This is a genomic window from Streptomyces sp. NPDC002566 (assembly GCF_042889585.1).
GTDB lineage: Bacteria > Actinomycetota > Actinomycetes > Streptomycetales > Streptomycetaceae > Streptomyces.
Window position 1 is genome coordinate 869,601 of the sequence record NZ_JBIARD010000003.1, and the last position, 16,257, is coordinate 885,857.

The following is a 16,257-nucleotide window of genomic DNA, read 5'->3' on the forward strand; positions in this document are numbered from 1 at the left end:
GCGCGGGGGCCGGTGAACGCCGAGGGGCCCCCGGGCGGGGGCCCCTCGGTTCAGCCCTTCACTGCTCGGCCCTCGACGGCTCAGTCCTCGTCGGTCGTGGCCGACACCGAGGGCGTGGTGCGCCGCGCCGCCGCCGTCGTCTTCTTGGCCGTGGACTTCGCCGCCGTCTTCTTGGCCGTCGTCTTCTTCGCGGCCGTCTTCTTGGCGGCCGTCTTCTCCGCCGTGGCCGTCGCCTTCTTGGTGGCGGCCTTCTTCGCCGTGGCCTTCTTGGCGGTCGTGCGGGCCGCCTTCTTGGCCGGGGCCGCCGCGGTCTCGGCAGCCGGCTCGGCGGCCTCCGCAGCGGCGGTCTCCGCCTCCGCGGTCTCCGTCCCGGCCGCCTCCGACGGGACGACCACGACGGCCGTCTCCTCGGACGCGGTGGGCGCGGTGGCCTTGCGGACGGCACGACGCCTCGGACGGGCCGGAGCGGCGCTCTCGGCGGCGACCGGCTCGGCCGGGGCCTCAGCGGCCTCGGCAGCGGCCTGCGCCGCCGGCTCGGGCTGCTCCGCCGGGGCCTGAGCGGGCGCGGTCTCGGCGACCGTCACCACGGCGCTCTCCGCCCCTGCGGGCGACCCGGCCGGCGCGGACGCCTTACGGGTGGCACGGCGGCGCGTACGGCCCTTCGGCGCGGCCTCCTCGACGGCAGGGGCCTCGGCCGCCGGCGCTTCGGCGGCCGCGGCCTGGGCGGCGGCCGCCTCGACGACCGGGTCCTCCGCGGCGATCGGCTCGGCCTGCGCCGTGACGGCCTCGGCCGGCAGCACCGGACGCTCGGCCTCCTGCTCTGCGGTGACGTCCTGCGCCGTGGGCACGGTCTCCCCGGACGCCTCCGAAGCGGCAGCCGCCCGCCTGGCGTTGCCCCTCGGCGTGCCCGCCGGAGCGGACACCCGGCGGCTCGCCCGACGCCGGCCGCGGCCGCGCGTGGCGGCGGCCTCCGCCTCGGCGACGCTGCTGTACAGCTCCTCGTCGGGCGCGAAGTCGGGCGCCTCCAGGGCGACCGGCTCGGCGACCTCGGCGGCGACCTCGGCCTCGGACTCCGCGTCGGCCGGCAGGGCCTCCGCCTCGGTGGCGTCCGCGGTCACGGTCTCGTGCTCGTGCTCGTGACCCTGTCCGTCACCGCCGCGACCGCGCTTCTTGCGCTTGCCGCCGCCACCGGAGGCCGTCGGCTGGTCCAGGTGCACGATGACACCGCGCCCGTTGCAGTGGACGCAGGTCTCGGAGAACGACTCCAGCAGCCCCTGCCCGACCCGCTTGCGGGTCATCTGCACGAGCCCCAGCGAGGTCACCTCGGCGACCTGGTGCTTCGTACGGTCCCGGCCCAGGCACTCCAGGAGGCGCCGCAGGACGAGGTCCCGGTTGGACTCCAGCACCATGTCGATGAAGTCGATCACGATGATGCCGCCGAGGTCGCGCAGCCGCAGCTGACGCACGATCTCCTCGGCCGCCTCCAGGTTGTTCCTGGTGACCGTCTCCTCGAGGTTGCCGCCCTGACCGGTGAACTTGCCGGTGTTGACGTCGACGACGACCATCGCCTCGGTCCGGTCGATCACCAGCGAACCGCCGCTGGGCAGCCACACCTTGCGGTCCAGCGCCTTGGCGAGCTGCTCGTCGATCCGGTAGGTGGCGAAGACGTCGACCTCGGAGGTCCACTTCGACAGCCGCTCGGCCAGGTCCGGCGCGACGTGCGAGACGTACCCGTGGATCGTCGACCAGGCGTCGTCACCGCTGACGACGACCTTGGTGAAGTCCTCGTTGAAGATGTCCCGCACGACACGGACGGTCATGTCCGGCTCGCCGTAGAGCAGCGAGGGCGCACTGGAGCCGCCGTTCTTGGCCTTCTTCTGGATGTCCTCCCACTGCCCCTGGAGCCGCTCGACGTCCCGGCGCAGCTCCTCCTCGCTCGCGCCCTCGGCGGCGGTGCGCACGATGACGCCCGCGTCCTCGGGGACGATCTTCTTGAGGATGGTCTTCAGCCGGGCCCGCTCGGTGTCGGGCAGCTTGCGGCTGATGCCGGTCATCGAGCCCTCGGGCACGTACACGAGGTAGCGGCCCGGCAGGGAGACCTGGCTGGTGAGGCGGGCGCCCTTGTGCCCGATCGGGTCCTTGGTGACCTGGACGAGGACCGACTGGCCCGACTTCAGGGCGGACTCGATACGGCGCGGCCCGTTGGCCATGCCCAGCGCCTCGAAGTTGACCTCGCCGGCGTACAGGACGGCGTTGCGGCCCTTGCCGATGTCGATGAAGGCGGCCTCCATCGACGGCAGCACGTTCTGGACCTTGCCCAGGTAGACGTTGCCGACGTACGAGGTCGACTGCTCCTTGTTGACGTAGTGCTCGACGAGCACGCCGTCCTCCAGGACGCCGATCTGCGTGCGGTCGCCGTGCTGGCGGACGACCATCACCCGCTCGACGGCCTCGCGACGGGCGAGGAACTCCGCCTCGGTGATGATCGGCACACGACGGCGGCCCTGCTCACGGCCCTCCCGGCGGCGCTGCTTCTTCGCCTCCAGGCGCGTCGAGCCCTTGATGGACTGCACCTCGTCGGACGGCTCGCCGGCCTTGCGCGGCTCACGGACCTTGACGACGGTGCGCTCCGGGTCGCCCTCGCCCGGCTCGGTGTCGGGGGAGCTGTCCCCGGCGCGACGGCGACGGCGGCGGCGACGGCGGCTGCCCGCGGTGGAGCCGGCGGCCTCGTCCCCCTCGTCGGCGTCCTCGTCGTCCTGCTCGGCGCTGTCCTCGGCGTCCTGCTCGGCCTGCTCGGCGGCCAGGTCGTCGGAGTCGGCGTCCCCGGACTCGCCGTCCGAGGCGTCACCGCGACGGCGACGACGGCCGCCCCGGCGGCGACGGCGACGCGAGCCGCCCTCGTCGCCGTCGTCATCGCCCTCGGCCGCCTCGTCGGCGCCCTCGGCGCCGTCCGCGGTCTCGGCCGACTCGTCGGCGTACTCGGGCTCGGGCTCCTCCGACTCCGTCTCGTCCTCGGCGGACGGCTCCACGGTCTCGGCGGCCTGGGCGGCCTGGGCGGCCTGGTTGCCCGGGGCGCTCTGACGCGCGGTCTCGGCGGCCTCGTCGCCCTGGCCGGCTCCCCGGCGGCGACGGCGGCGGCGCGCCCCGGTCTGCTCCTCCGAGGGCTCCTCGATCCCGGCGGTCTGCGCGGGCTGGGCGGCCTCCACGGGCTCCGCCTCGGCGGCCGCGGCTTCGGCGGCCGCGCGCTCCGGGGTCTGGAAGCGGGGCTCGGTGAAGACGGGCGCCTGGAAGACGGCGACGGCGGGGCGGGCGGGACGACGCGGCCCGTCGCCCTCGTCGCCGGCCGGACGCGCGGGCTCGGAGAAGCCGACGGCGGCCTTGCGGACCGCCCGGCGCCTCGGCCGGCGGGGAGCGGCGTCCTCATCGGCCTGGGGGGCGGGCGCCTCGGCGGCGGGCGCGGCGGGCGTCTCGGCCACAGGGGTCTCGACGGTCGCGGTGGTCGCGGTCTGCTCCTCGGCCGGCGTGGACGCCTGGCGCGTGGCACGGCGACGCGTACGACGCGGGGCGGCCTCTTCGGCGGGGGTCTGCTCGGCGGGGGCCTCTTCGGCAGCCGGGGTCTCGACGGCCTCGGGGGTCTCGACGGCCTGGGGGGCCTCGACCGGCGCGGCGGTCTCCGTCTCCTGCGGCGCTCCGGCGGGCGCGGAGGCCCGGCGGGTCGCACGACGACGGGTGCGGGGGGCGGGCGCGGCCTCGGCGGCGGGCTCCCCGGCGGTGTCGGCGGTCGCCTCGTCGGCGCCGCCCGCGGGCGCGGCGGCCACGGCCTCCGTCGCCTCGGGGGCGGTGGCGGGAGTGGCCACGCGCCGCGTCGCGCGACGACGGGGGCGGGGCGGGGTGGCGTCTTCCGTCACGGCGGTCTCCTGTGCGGCGGCCTCCGCGACGGGCGCTGCCGCCTCGGCGGGAGCGATGGTCTCGGCGGTCACCACGGTCTGCGCCGCGTCCGGCGAACCGGCGGGCGCGGAGGCGCGGCGGGTGGCGCGACGGCGCGGACGCGCGGGCGCGGCCTCGGCCGCCTCCGCGGCTTCTTCCGTCACGTCGGTCCCGGCGGCCTCGACCGTCTCGTCGGTCTTCTCCTCGTCGATGTCGTCCGCCAGGTCGGCGGACGCGACGGCCGCGACGGCCGGCGCGACGGTCTCTGCCGGGGCGTCGGCGGAGGCGCCCACCGGCGGACCGGCGGGGCGGGAGGCGGCACGGCGCCGACGACGCGGCGGCAGGGTGTCGCTGGGGGTGTTGTTCTGTTCTTCGGAACCCTGGGTGGGTTCGGTCGGCTCGAGCATGCGGGTGTGTCTCCCGTCAGGCTCCCGGGCGCCGCGCTGGTCCGGCGCCGATCAGGGATCGGTCGCCGTTGACGTCCGCGGCTCGCGCTGTGCGCGGTGCCGCCGTCCGGGGCGCGGCCGCCGCACGGGAGCTCTCTGTGTCCTGTCTCGCCGGTTCCGTACGCCGATTTGCCTACGGCCTGGCGAAAGTCTTCTGGTCGGTGCGCTGCCCGACCCAGGTGGCTCCCGAGTACGAGGGCGGCGCTACGACGTCCGTCCCTGTGCGGAACCTTCCTTACGCCGGCGCCTTCGCGGCGGCAGTCGCATCGGCCGTAGAACTGGCCCCGGCTGCCTCGCGGTCGGGCGCGAGCGGGTCGGTCACCGCGCCGGTCTCTTCATCGAACAGCCCCTGCGCCAGCCTGGTCACCGCTGCGGGGACCGGCGGCGCCAGGTCGGCCACGGCGCGGAGACCGGACAGGACGTCGTCGGGTCGTACGGCAGGCGTCACGTGCCGAACAACCAGCCGCAGTATCGCACAGGGCTGGTCGATAGGCCTATCAGCCTGGGGAAGGTGCGTTTCCAGCCGGACCACGGCGGAGCGGGCGTCGAAGGTGCGGACGCCGTTCTTGGTGCGGCGCTGGACCTCCACGGTGTCGGCCGTGTCGAACGCGGCCACCGCGCGCTCGGCGTCCGCGGGATCCACGCCGTCCAGGCGCAGTTCCCACACGGAGGCCGTGAGCCGGTCGGCGAGGCCGGAGGTGCGGGCCTCGACCGCCTCGACGATGTCCAGCCCGTCGGGCATCGACTCGTCGAGCAGTTCACGCAGCTTCTGCGGGTCTCGCGCCTCGGTGAGCGCGATCTCGAGGTACTCCGCCTCACTGCCCGTGCCGGTGGGTGCGGCATTGGCGTACGACACCTTCGGGTGCGGCGTGAACCCCGCCGAGTACGCCATCGGCACCTCGGCACGGCGCAACGCGCGCTCGAAGGCGCGCTGGAAGTCACGGTGGCTGGTGAACCGGAGGCGGCCGCGCTTGGTGTAGCGCAGTCGGATGCGCTGCACCGCGGGTGCGGGCGGCGGGCCTTCGGGCTGTCGCTTGCCCAGTGTCGTTCAGTCCTTCGTGAGAGCGGTCGTACTGCTACCAAGAGTACGTGCCCCGCGGGCCGAAGGTTCCCGGCGGCCGACGGCCTCGCGCTCGCGGGGTGCGCCGGGTTCCCCGAGGAACAGCCGGCGGACGTCGGCGCGGGCCTGCCGGGCGGACTCCCGTACAGCGCTCAGCGCCTGCCGTGCCGTACGGCCGACCGCGCGGGCGGCCTGGGCCGCCGGGCGCAGCACCGCGTCGCGGACGACGTGCCCGACGGGCGTCAGCACCGTGCGGTACACCCAGCGCGCGGGCTCCACGACGGTCCACCGCAGGAGGACGCCGAGGAACCGTCCCACGGCGAGCGACATGTAGCCCGCGACCCGCCAGGCGTGGCCGAGGGCGTCCCGGATCTCCCGGCCGACGGCGAGGAGGACGCGGCCCACGGGTACGAGGACCCAGCGGTGAAGGAAGAGCGCGGGCAGCACGAAGAGGATCCGCCCGGTCCAGTACAGGACCCAGCCGATCGCCCGCCCGACGGGGACGAGGACCCACTCGAGGAGCCGGAGGGCCGGGACCACGATCAGCCAGTGCGCGAGCCAGGCGAGGGCCCGGGCGACGGGGACGACGACGTGTGCGTAGAGCCACACCAGCGGCGTGACCACCAGCACGCGGACGAGCCAGGCGAGGGCCCGGGCGACGGGGACGACGATGTACCGCCACAGCCAGCCGAGCGGCCGGACGACGAGGACCTCGCCCAGCCACAGCAGGGCCCGGCCGCACGGCCGCAGCACCGCGTCGCGCAGCAGGCGGCCGGCCACGACGAGCGCGTCCCAGGCCATCCGCACCGGCACGACCAGTACGAACGCGACGATCCGCACGGGCAGCCGGAGGGCGACGACGAGACACCCTTCGGGGTCCGGCCGCGCGGGCCGGTCCGCGGGCTTCTTCTGGAGGTCCATGCCCAGGTAGACGCCATGGCCGCCCGTCCGGATGCACTGTCGCCCGTCCGGATTCGCCCGGGCCCCACGGCGTTAGCCCGATACGTCGATTGTCGGCGCGTTCCGCCCCCGTAGGCACCCCTGCCTCCCGTGTTCCCGTCACGCTCGCACTCGGGTTCAGGGGAATCACCCGAACCGGGAGAGCAAGGAGCACGACAATGAGTCCTGTCCTCGGGACACCGCCCTCATGTCTCGGGCCGTCGGCACGCGCCGGGTTCAGAAAGGCGGGCCTGGCCGCCACCCTCGCGCTGCTGCTGGCGGCGGGCGCGGCCGGCCCGGCCGCCGCGACGGCGGGGACCCCGGCGGGCCCCGCGACCGGCAGTACGGTCACCACGGCGGTCACCCCGGCCGACGCCTGCGAGCCGACGGCGCCGAGGCCGGCCCACGAGAAGCCCGGCCAGGCCAAGCCGTCCCCCCACAAGCCGCATCAGACCAAGCCGGGCACCGCCGCACCCGCCGGCCACAAGCCGCACCAGACCAAGCCAGGCCCCGCGAAGCCCGCCACGCACAAGCCGGGCACCGCCGGACCCGCCGGCCACAAGCCGCACCAGACCAAGCCCGGCCCCGCCAAGCCCGCCACGCTGAAGCCGGGCAGCACGCAGCCCGTCTCCCACCGGCCCGGCCAGACCAAGCCGGGCCCGGCCAAGCCCGCCGCGCACAAGCCCGGCACCGTGACAGCGGCCTCCCACAAGCCCGGCCGGACCAAGCCGGGCCCCGCCAAGCCCGCCTTCCACACGCCGGGGGACGCCGCGTCGCGGGGCGGGCGCGGTGACAAGGAGTGCAAGGACCCGAAGGGCGAGTACGGCCACGGACACGGGCAGACGGGCCCGGCCGCACCCGGCGGCGCGCGCGTCCCGTGCTCCGACATCGACGCCCTGCGGGCCGAGGCCGGCGTCGAGTACCGCGGCGTGCTGACCGGCGGACGCTACTACGCGGGCGTCCGTGACATCGCGGGCGACGGCGACCGCCCCATGCTGTGGACCGACCTCACCGGCAACGAGGGCTACCCGGCCGGAAACAAGGGCGCCGGACTTCCCTGCGCGGCCGCGGTGTCGGGGCTCGCGGAGACCGACACCGTCGCCTTCGACGTCCTCACCACCACCGGACGCGTCTACGAGATCACCTGCACCAGGGAGATCAACGACAGCGACGCGTCCATCCTCGACTGCACCGACCAGGTGTGGGCGGAAGTGTCGCTGCGCCCGAGGAAGGGCGCCCTGAACAGCGGGACCACCCCGGCGTCCTGACGCCGCGCCAACATGCGAGAGGGGCGTCCGAAGGGTCACCGACCCCTCGAACGCCCCTCACCGCGTCGAGCGCAGCTCGCTCAGTGGCTGTGCCCGCTGCCCGCGGGCTGCTTCACCGAGAGCGGCAGCAACTTCTTCCCCGTAGGCCCGACCTGGATCTCGGTGCCCATCGCCGGGCACACGCCGCAGTCGAAGCACGGCGTCCAGCGGCAGTCCTCGACCTCCGTCTCGTCGAGGGCGTCCTGCCAGTCCTCCCAGAGCCAGTCCTTGTCGAGACCGGAGTCCAGGTGGTCCCAGGGCAGGACCTCCTCGTAGCCGCGCTCACGGGTGGTGTACCAGTCCACGTCGACGCCGAACTGTGCCAGCGCCTTGTCCGCGCAGCTCATCCAGCGGTCGTAGGAGAAGTGCTCGCGCCAGCCGTCGAAGCGGCCGCCGTCCTCGTAGACGGCGCGGATGACGGCGCCGATCCGGCGGTCGCCCCGGGACAGCAGGCCCTCGACGATGCCGGGCTTGCCGTCGTGGTAGCGGAAGCCGATCGAACGGCCGTACTTCTTGTCGCCGCGGATCTTGTCGCGGAGCTTCTCCAGCCGGGCGTCGGTCTCCTCGGCGGACAGCTGCGGCGCCCACTGGAACGGCGTGTGCGGCTTGGGCACGAACCCGCCGATCGACACCGTGCAGCGGATGTCGTTGGAGCGGGAGACCTCGCGGCCCTTCTGGATGACGTTCATCGCCATGTCGGCGATCTGGAGGACGTCCTCGTCGGTCTCCGTCGGCAGACCGCACATGAAGTACAGCTTCACCTGCCGCCAGCCGTTGCCGTAGGCGGTGGCGACCGTGCGGATCAGGTCCTCCTCCGAGACCATCTTGTTGATGACCTTGCGCATGCGCTCGGAGCCGCCCTCGGGGGCGAAGGTGAGACCGGAGCGGCGGCCGTTCCTCGTCAGCTCGTTCGCCAGGTCGACGTTGAAGGCGTCCACACGGGTCGACGGGAGGGACAGGCCGATCTTGTCCTCCTCGTAGCGGTCCGCGAGGCCCTTGGCGACCTCGCCGATCTCGCTGTGGTCGGCGGAGGAGAGCGACAGCAGGCCGACTTCCTCGAAGCCGGTCGCCTTCAGGCCCTTGTCGACCATCTCGCCGATGCCGGTGATGGACCGCTCGCGGACCGGGCGGGTGATCATGCCGGCCTGGCAGAAGCGGCAGCCGCGGGTGCAGCCGCGGAAGATCTCCACGGACATCCGCTCGTGGACCGTCTCGGCCAGCGGGACCAGCGGCTGCTTGGGGTAGGGCCACTCGTCGAGGTCCATGACCGTGTGCTTCGACACACGCCACGGCACGCCCGAGCGGTTGGGGACCACACGGCCGATCCTGCCGTCGGGCAGGTACTCGACGTCGTAGAAGGCCGGGATGTACACCGCGCCGGTCCTGGCCAGGCGCAGCAAGACCTCCTCGCGGCCGCCGGGGCGGCCCTCCGCCTTCCACGCGCGGATGATCTCCGTCATGTCGAGCACGGCCTGCTCGCCGTCGCCGATGACGGCCGCGTCGATGAAGTCGGCGATCGGCTCGGGGTTGAAGGCCGCGTGGCCGCCCGCGAGGACGATCGGGTCGTCGATCGTGCGGTCCTTGGACTCCAGCGGGATGCCCGCGAGGTCGAGGGCGGTGAGCATGTTCGTGTAGCCCAGCTCCGTGGAGAAGGACAGGCCGAACACGTCGAAGGCCTTCACCGGGCGGTGGCTGTCCACGGTGAACTGCGGGACGCCGTGCTCCCGCATCAGCTCCTCCAGGTCCGGCCACACGCTGTACGTGCGCTCGGCGAGGACGCCCTCCCGCTCGTTGAGTACCTCGTAGAGGATCATGACGCCCTGGTTGGGCAGACCGACCTCGTACGCGTCCGGGTACATCAGCGCCCAGCGGACGTCACAGTCGTCCCAGGGCTTGACGGTGGAGTTCAGCTCGCCGCCCACGTACTGGATCGGCTTCTGCACATGCGGGAGCAGAGCTTCGAGCTGCGGGAAGACCGATGCGACAGGCATCTCTCGAACCTTCTTGAGCTGGCAGGGGTGACCATCAAGCGTAACGCGCCCCCGGCGGCCCTCGGACCGCCCGGGAATCAGGCCGACATGGGCCGCTGCACTCTGATCGACTGCAGCAGTCCCACCGCCACCCACACCGCGAACATCGACGATCCGCCGTACGACACGAACGGCAGCGGGAGTCCGGTGACCGGCATGATGCCCAGCGTCATGCCGATGTTCTCGAAGGCCTGGAAGGCGAACCAGGCGACGATCCCGGCGGCGACGATCGTGCCGTACAGCTCGGTCGTCTCCCGGGCGATGCGGCAGGCGCGCCACAGGACCACGCCGAGCAGGACGATGATCAGGCCGCCGCCGACGAAGCCCAGCTCCTCACCGGCGACCGTGAACACGAAGTCCGTCTGCTGTTCGGGCACGAACTGACCCGTCGTCTGCGAGCCCTCGAACAGTCCCGCTCCGGTCAGTCCGCCCGAACCGATCGCGATCCGGGCCTGGTTGGTGTTGTAGCCGACGCCCGCCGGGTCGAGGCTGGGGTTGGCGAAGGCCGCGAAGCGGGCGATCTGGTACTCGTCGAGGATGTGCAGCTGCCAGACGGCGATCGCGCCGGCCGCGCCCGCGGTGATCAGGCCGAAGACCCAGCGGTTGGAGGCGCCCGAGGCCAGCAGCACCCCCAGCACGATGATGACCATGACCATCACCGATCCGAGGTCGGGCATGAGCATCACGATCATCATCGGCACCGCGGCGAGACCCAGTGCCTGAAGGACCGTGCGGTGGTCGGGGTGGGGCTTGTCACCGGCGTCGACCCGGGCCGCCAGCAGCATCGCCATGCCCAGGATGATCGTGATCTTCACGAACTCCGAGGGCTGGAGCGAGAAGCCGCCGCCCAGCACGATCCAGGAGTGCGCGCCGTTGACCGTGGAGCCCAGCGGGGTGAGCACCAGCAGGATCAGCAGCACCGACAGCCCGTAGAGGACCGGCACCGCGTTGCGCAGGGCGCGGTGGCCGAGCCAGACCGTCCCGACCATCAGGGCGAGTCCGATCCCGGTGTTCATCACATGCCGGATCAGGAAGTAGTACGGGTCGCCCTGGTTGATCTCGGTGCGGTTGCGCGTCGCCGAGTACACCAGCACCGAGCCGATCAGCGACAGGGCCGTGGCCGACAGCAGGATCGGCCAGTCCAGACGCCGGGCGACCGAGTCGCGGGCGAACAGCCGCGTCCAGCCCGCCCTCTGCGGCCCGTACCCGGAGACGGAGAACCCGTTCGCGCCGGTCATGAGCTCACCCTCCGGCTTCCCCGCCCGCGCGGACCGCGCCGTCGTCGCCGCCGGGTGTCGCGGTTGGCCTCGGGCGAGGCCACCGTCGCCGCCGGCTGCGAACCGCCGGCCGCAACTGCGCCCTCCTCGGGGGCCTTCTGGAAGGCCTGCTGCTCCTTCGCCGGGTCCTTGGAGATCTTCGGGGACGCGATGGTGCCGTCCGTCTTGATCGTGGGCAGGCCCTTCTGCGGGGTGGGCAGCAGCGCGTTCTTCGGGGTGATCGTGCCGTCGTCGGAGATGCCGTACAGCGCGTCGTATATGTTGCGCACGGCCGGGCCGGAGGCCCCGGAACCCGTACCGCCCTGGGAGATCGTCATCACGATCGCGTAGTCCTTGGTGTACGTGGCGAACCACGACGTCGTCTGCTTGCCGTAGACCTCGGCGGTGCCCGTCTTGGCGTGCATCTGGATCTTGTCCTGCGGCCAGCCGCCGAAGCGCCAGGCGGCGGTGCCGCGGGTGGCGACGCCGGCGAGGGCGTCGTCCATCTGCGCCAGCGTCTGCTTGCTGACGGGCAGCTTGCCGTGCGACTTCGGCTTGATCTCCTTGACGCTCTTGCCGTCGGCGCTGATGACGGCCTTGCCGACCGTCGGGTCGTAGAGCGTGCCGCCGTTGGAGATGGCCGCGTAGATGGTGGCCATCTGAATCGGCGTCACCAGGGTGTCGCCCTGGCCGATGGAGTAGTTGATCTCGTCACCGGCGCGCATCTTGTTGCCTTCGAGGCAGTTCTCGTACGCGATCTTCTCGACGTAACTGCCGTCCTTCTTCCCCGTCTTGCACCAGGCGCTCTTGTTGGCGTCCCAGTACGCCTGCTTCCACTCGCGGTCGGGGACGCGGCCGCTGACCTCGTTGGGCAGGTCGATCCCGGTCTCCGCGCCGAGGCCGAACTGGTGGGCCGTCCTGTAGAAGAAGTCCTTGGGCTTCTTCTTCGGGTTGATACCGCCGTCCTTCTGCCACTCACGGTGCGCCAGCCCGTAGTAGACGGTGTCGCAGGAGACCTCCAGCGCGCGGCCGAGGCTGATCGGGCCGTGGTTCTGGGACTCGAAGTTCTTGAAGACCTGGCCGCCGACGGAGTACGAGCTGGAGCAGTTGTAGCGGCCGTCGAAGGGGTAGCCGGCCTGGACCGCGGCGGCCGTGGAGACCACCTTGAACACCGAGCCGGGGGCTGCCTGACCCTGTATGGCCCTGTTGAGCAGCGGGTAGTTCGAGGACTTGCCGGTGAGCCGCTTGTAGTCCTTGGCGGAGATGCCGCCCACCCAGGCGTTCGGGTCGTAGGTCGGGTTGGACGCCATGGCGACGATGCGGCCGGTCTTGGCCTCCATCACCACGACCGCGCCGGAGTCGGCCTTGTAGCGCTCGTTGGTGTTGCGGTCCCACTCCTTGCGGGCGGCCTTCATCGCCTCGTTGAGCTCGAACTCGGCGACCCGCTGCACCCGGGCGTCGACGCTGGTGACGAGGTTGGAGCCGGGCTGCGCCGCGTCGGCCTCGGCCTGGCCGATGACCCGGCCGAGGTTGTCGACCTCGTAGCGGGTGACGCCGGCCTTGCCGCGCAGCTGCTTGTCGTACTGGCGCTCCAGGCCGCTGCGGCCCACCTGGTCCGAGCGCAGGTAGGGCGAGTCGGTGTCCTGGGCCTTGGTGATCTCCTCGTCGGTGACCGGCGAGAGGTAGCCGAGGACCTGGGCGGTGTTGGCGGCGCCGGGGGCCGGGTAGCGGCGCACGGCCTCCGGCTCGGCGGTGATGCCGGGGAAGTCCTCGGCACGCTCGCGGATCTGCAGCGCCTGCTTGGCCGTGGCCTCGTCGGTGATCGGGATCGGCTGGTACGGCGAGCCGTTCCAGCAGGGCTGGGGCGTCTTCGCGTCGCACAGCCGGACCTTCTGGGTGACCTCCTCGGCGCTCATGCCGAGGACGCCCGCGAGCTTGGTCAGGACGGCCTTGCCGTCGTCCTTCTGCTTCAGCAGGTCGGTGCGGGAGGCGGAGACGACGAGGCGGGTCTCGTTGTCGGCGAGGGGCACGCCCCGCGCGTCCAGGATGGAGCCGCGCACGGCGGGCTCGACGACCTGCTGGACGTGGTTGCCGGAGGCCTCCTTGGCGTAGGCGGCGCCCTCCCGGATCTGGAGGTACCACAGTCTGCCGCCGAGGGTGCCGAGCAGGGAGAGGACGAGGATCTGGATCACGACGAGCCGGATCTGGACCCGTGGCGTCCGCCCGGTCTCGGGAATGTTGGTCACTGCGGCTGCCTCCCCCTCTCGGTGCGCTGACGTACGTCTCTCTGTGCGGATGCGGATGTCGCTGCGTACGAATGATGAACGTCCGGCCCGCTCCGCCCCGTTCCGCCGGGGCCGTCCCCCGTCCGGGTGAACTCGCCGCCGCTCACAGCCGCTTGACCCCCTTGATGCGCCCGGCCCGCGCCACCCGGGCCCGGGCCGCCTTCATCCGCAGTCCGCCGCGCTGTCCGCCGACCCTCAGGCCCGTCCCGGAGGAGTGCCAGCCGGAGGAGATGTCGGCGGCCTTGCCGCCGGAGGTGGTCTCGGCGAGCGGGTCGTTCTCCGAGCGCCGGGCCAGGAACATCACGCCCGGCACCACGAACGGGGCGAGCAGCAGGTCGTACAGGGCCGCCGAGAACAGCAGGCCGGTCAGGCCGACGCCGCGGGCCGCGGTGTCGCCGACGAGGGCGCCGACGCCCGCGTACAGCAGGGTGGAGCCGACCGCGGCGGCCACGACCACCACCATCGGCCCGGTGGCCGACTTGACCTGGCCGTTCTCCGGTTTGACGAGCCCGGCGAGATAGCCGATCACGCACAGCACCAGGGCGTAGCGCCCGGCGGCGTGGTCGGCGGGCGGCGCGAGGTCGGCGAGCAGTCCCGCGCCGAAGCCGATGAGGGCGCCGCCGACATGGCCGTAGACCAGGGCGAGCCCCAGCACGGTCAGCAGCAGCAGGTCGGGCACGGCGCCCGGCAGGTGGAGGCGGGCGAGGACGCTCACCTGGACGACCAGGGCGACGATCACCAGGGGGACGGAGAGCAGGATCCGGTTGACGCGCATTCGTTGTCAGCTCCTACTGCTGGTCCTGGCCGTCGGCGGTTGCGTTCGCGTTCGGGGTGACCGTGACGGTCACCGTCGGCGTGGGGACCGGCTTGGGCTTGGCGGGGAGCACCGTGTCACGCGGGTCCTTCTTCGGGGCCGCGACGACGACGCCGACGATGTCGAGCTTGGTGAAGCTGACGTACGGCGTGACGTAGAGGGTGCGGGTGAGGTCGCCGCCGGAGGGGTCGACGCGGGAGACCACGCCGACGGGGACACCCGGCACGAACGGCCGGTCCGCCTGGGAGCCGAAGGTGACGAGCCGGTCGCCCGCCTTCACCTCCGCCTTGCCGTTGAGGAGTTCGACGCGCAGCGGCCGGTCGCCCTGCCCGGAGGCGAAGCCGAGTTCGTCGCCGGCCTCCATGCGCGTGCCGACGGTGAAGTCGGGGTCGTTGGCGAGGAGCACGGTCGAGGTGTTCGGGCCGACGGTGGTCACCCGGCCGACGAGGCCGTCGGCGTTGAGGACGGTCATGTCGCGCTTGACGCCGTCGGCGGCGCCGATGTCGATGGTGACGGTCCAGGAGAAACCCTGGGCCGCTCCTATCGCGATGACCTGGGCGCCCTTGATCCCGTACTGGCCGGCGCCGGCGAGCTTCAGCATCTTGTCGAGCTGCGTCAGCCGGCTGCGGTTGCGGTCGTCGCTGCCGAGTTTCGCCTCGAGAGCCGCGTTGCGCTGCTCCAGCTCCGCGAGCCGGTCGTGGCGCTCACCGGAGTCGCGGACCGCGGAGACGGCGTTGCCGACCGGGTCGACCGCCGAGGACACGCCGTCCTCGATGGGGCCGAAGGCCGCGGCCGCGGCCCGTCGGGCACCGTCGACCGGGGAGTCCTCCCCGCCGCGGATGTCCACCGTGATCAGCGCGAACGCGACGGCGATCAGCAGCACCAGGAGCAGCCGGCTCTCTCGTGTGTCCCTCACGTGCGGCGGCCGTGCCCTTCCTCTGTAGGAATTTCCTCTGCGGGAATTCGGGTGGCCCCCGGCCTGTGCGGCCAAGGGGCGCTTTGTGGGAGCTTATGCCTCTATTGCAACGATCCGCCGCACGAGGAGAGATCGTCTCGTACGGCGGAATCGAAGCGTTACGTCATCTGCGCGGCGCGGCGTCCAGGACCTGCTGGAGCGCCTCGAACTCCTCGACGCACTTGCCGGATCCGAGCGCCACGCTGTCCAGCGGGTCCTCGGCGATGTGGATCGGCATGCCGGTCTCGCGCCGCAGCCGCTCGTCGAGGCCGCGCAGCAGGGCACCGCCGCCGGTCAGGACGATGCCGCGGTCCATGATGTCGCCGGACAGCTCCGGCGGGCACTTGTCGAGGGTGGTCTTGACCGCGTCGACGATGGCGTTGACCGGTTCCTCGATCGCCTTGCGCACCTCCGCGGCGGAGATGACGACGGTCTTCGGCAGCCCGGACACCAGGTCCCGGCCGCGGATCTCGGTGTGTTCGTCGGCGTCGAGGTCGTACGCCGAACCGATCGTGATCTTGATCTGTTCGGCCGTCCGCTCACCGAGGAGGAGGGAGTACTCCTTCTTGATGTGCTGGATGATCGCGTTGTCCAGTTCGTCGCCCGCGACGCGGATGGACTGGGCGGTGACGATGCCGCCGAGCGAGATGACCGCGACCTCCGTGGTGCCGCCGCCGATGTCCACCACCATGTTGCCGGTGGCCTCGTGGACCGGCAGACCCGAGCCGATGGCCGCGGCCATGGGCTCCTCGATGATGTGCACCTGGCGCGCGCCGGCCTGCGTCGACGCCTCGATGACGGCGCGGCGCTCGACGCCGGTGATGCCCGAGGGCACACAGACGACGACCCGCGGGCGGGCGAGGTAGCGCCGCTTGTGGATCTTCAGGATGAAGTAGCGGAGCATCCGCTCGGTGATCTCGAAGTCGGCGATCACACCGTCCTTCAGCGGACGCACGGCGACGATGTTGCCGGGCGTGCGGCCGATCATCTTCTTGGCTTCGGCGCCGACCGCGAGGATGCCACCGGTGTTGGTGTTGATCGCGACGACGGACGGCTCGTTGAGTACGATCCCGCGACCCCTGACGTACACCAGCGTGTTGGCGGTCCCGAGGTCGACAGCCATGTCACGGCCGATGAACGACATTGAGTTCCCCATCAGGATTCGACAGGCCTTCCCATGAGCTTTTGAGGGCTTCTCAGGTCGGCGAGGTGGGTGCTGTGACGTGAAGGCTTCCATC

10 protein-coding genes are annotated in these 16,257 nt (G+C 72.3%); 1 reads left to right on the forward strand and 9 read right to left on the reverse strand.

Annotated features, from left to right (window positions below):
• Positions 1-80: 80 nt before the first annotated feature.
• From ACFYXA_RS16700 to ACFYXA_RS16710, 3 genes are all read right to left on the reverse strand, one after another.
• Positions 81-4,334, reverse strand: coding sequence for a ribonuclease E/G (locus tag ACFYXA_RS16700; protein WP_389033185.1), 4,254 nt, complete (start codon positions 4,332-4,334; stop codon positions 81-83).
• A gap of 274 nt (positions 4,335-4,608) precedes the next feature.
• Positions 4,609-5,373: a TIGR03936 family radical SAM-associated protein gene (locus tag ACFYXA_RS16705; protein ID WP_130436788.1), complete on the reverse strand. Its 765-nt coding sequence runs from the start codon at positions 5,371-5,373 to the stop codon at positions 4,609-4,611.
• Positions 5,374-5,421: 48 nt separating this feature from the next.
• On the reverse strand, positions 5,422-6,354 hold the full coding sequence (locus ACFYXA_RS16710; RefSeq protein WP_389033188.1) for a hypothetical protein: 933 nt from the start codon (positions 6,352-6,354) through the stop codon (positions 5,422-5,424).
• Between the two features lie 197 nt (positions 6,355-6,551).
• Here ACFYXA_RS16710 and ACFYXA_RS16715 point away from each other — a divergent pair, with 197 nt between their 5' ends.
• Positions 6,552-7,640, forward strand: a complete 1,089-nt coding sequence (locus tag ACFYXA_RS16715; RefSeq protein ID WP_389033191.1) for a hypothetical protein — start codon at positions 6,552-6,554, stop codon at positions 7,638-7,640.
• Positions 7,641-7,720: 80 nt separating this feature from the next.
• On the opposite strand, the gene ACFYXA_RS16720 is transcribed toward ACFYXA_RS16715, so the two are convergent.
• The 6 genes from ACFYXA_RS16720 to ACFYXA_RS16745 all read right to left on the reverse strand — a co-directional run bounded on the left by ACFYXA_RS16720 (position 7,721) and on the right by ACFYXA_RS16745 (position 16,163).
• Positions 7,721-9,670 (reverse strand): TIGR03960 family B12-binding radical SAM protein, encoded by a 1,950-nt coding sequence (locus tag ACFYXA_RS16720; protein ID WP_130436785.1) that lies wholly within the window; start codon positions 9,668-9,670, stop codon positions 7,721-7,723.
• Between the two features lie 77 nt (positions 9,671-9,747).
• The gene (gene rodA / locus ACFYXA_RS16725; RefSeq protein ID WP_352245116.1) at positions 9,748-10,947 is read right to left on the reverse strand and encodes a rod shape-determining protein RodA; all 1,200 of its coding nucleotides are present in this window, start codon (positions 10,945-10,947) and stop codon (positions 9,748-9,750) included.
• Positions 10,944-13,211 (reverse strand): penicillin-binding protein 2, encoded by a 2,268-nt coding sequence (gene mrdA, locus ACFYXA_RS16730; RefSeq protein WP_389033195.1) that lies wholly within the window; start codon positions 13,209-13,211, stop codon positions 10,944-10,946. Before mrdA ends, rodA begins: the two co-directional genes overlap by 4 nt.
• Before the next feature lie 142 nt (positions 13,212-13,353).
• Positions 13,354-14,025, reverse strand: a complete 672-nt coding sequence (mreD, locus tag ACFYXA_RS16735; protein WP_352245118.1) for a rod shape-determining protein MreD — start codon at positions 14,023-14,025, stop codon at positions 13,354-13,356.
• A gap of 13 nt (positions 14,026-14,038) precedes the next feature.
• Entirely contained in the window at positions 14,039-14,980 is a 942-nt protein-coding gene (gene mreC / locus ACFYXA_RS16740; protein WP_389033199.1) for a rod shape-determining protein MreC, read from the reverse strand.
• Positions 14,981-15,143: 163 nt separating this feature from the next.
• Positions 15,144-16,163, reverse strand: coding sequence for a rod shape-determining protein (locus ACFYXA_RS16745; RefSeq protein ID WP_130436780.1), 1,020 nt, complete (start codon positions 16,161-16,163; stop codon positions 15,144-15,146).
• Positions 16,164-16,257: the final 94 nt, after the last annotated feature.

Bases quoted from the DNA above. Each gene is read 5' to 3' on its own strand.
- ACFYXA_RS16745 (WP_130436780.1), bottom strand. From the start codon at position 16,163: ATGTCGTTCATCGGCCGTGACATGGCTGTCGACCTCGGGACCGCCAAC.
- ACFYXA_RS16720 (WP_130436785.1), bottom strand. From the start codon at position 9,670: ATGCCTGTCGCATCGGTCTTCCCGCAGCTCGAAGCTCTGCTCCCGCAT.
- ACFYXA_RS16715 (WP_389033191.1), top strand. From the start codon at position 6,552: ATGAGTCCTGTCCTCGGGACACCGCCCTCATGTCTCGGGCCGTCGGCA.
- ACFYXA_RS16710 (WP_389033188.1), bottom strand. From the start codon at position 6,354: ATGGACCTCCAGAAGAAGCCCGCGGACCGGCCCGCGCGGCCGGACCCC.
- ACFYXA_RS16700 (WP_389033185.1), bottom strand. From the start codon at position 4,334: ATGCTCGAGCCGACCGAACCCACCCAGGGTTCCGAAGAACAGAACAAC.
- rodA (WP_352245116.1), bottom strand. From the start codon at position 10,947: ATGACCGGCGCGAACGGGTTCTCCGTCTCCGGGTACGGGCCGCAGAGG.
- mreD (WP_352245118.1), bottom strand. From the start codon at position 14,025: ATGCGCGTCAACCGGATCCTGCTCTCCGTCCCCCTGGTGATCGTCGCC.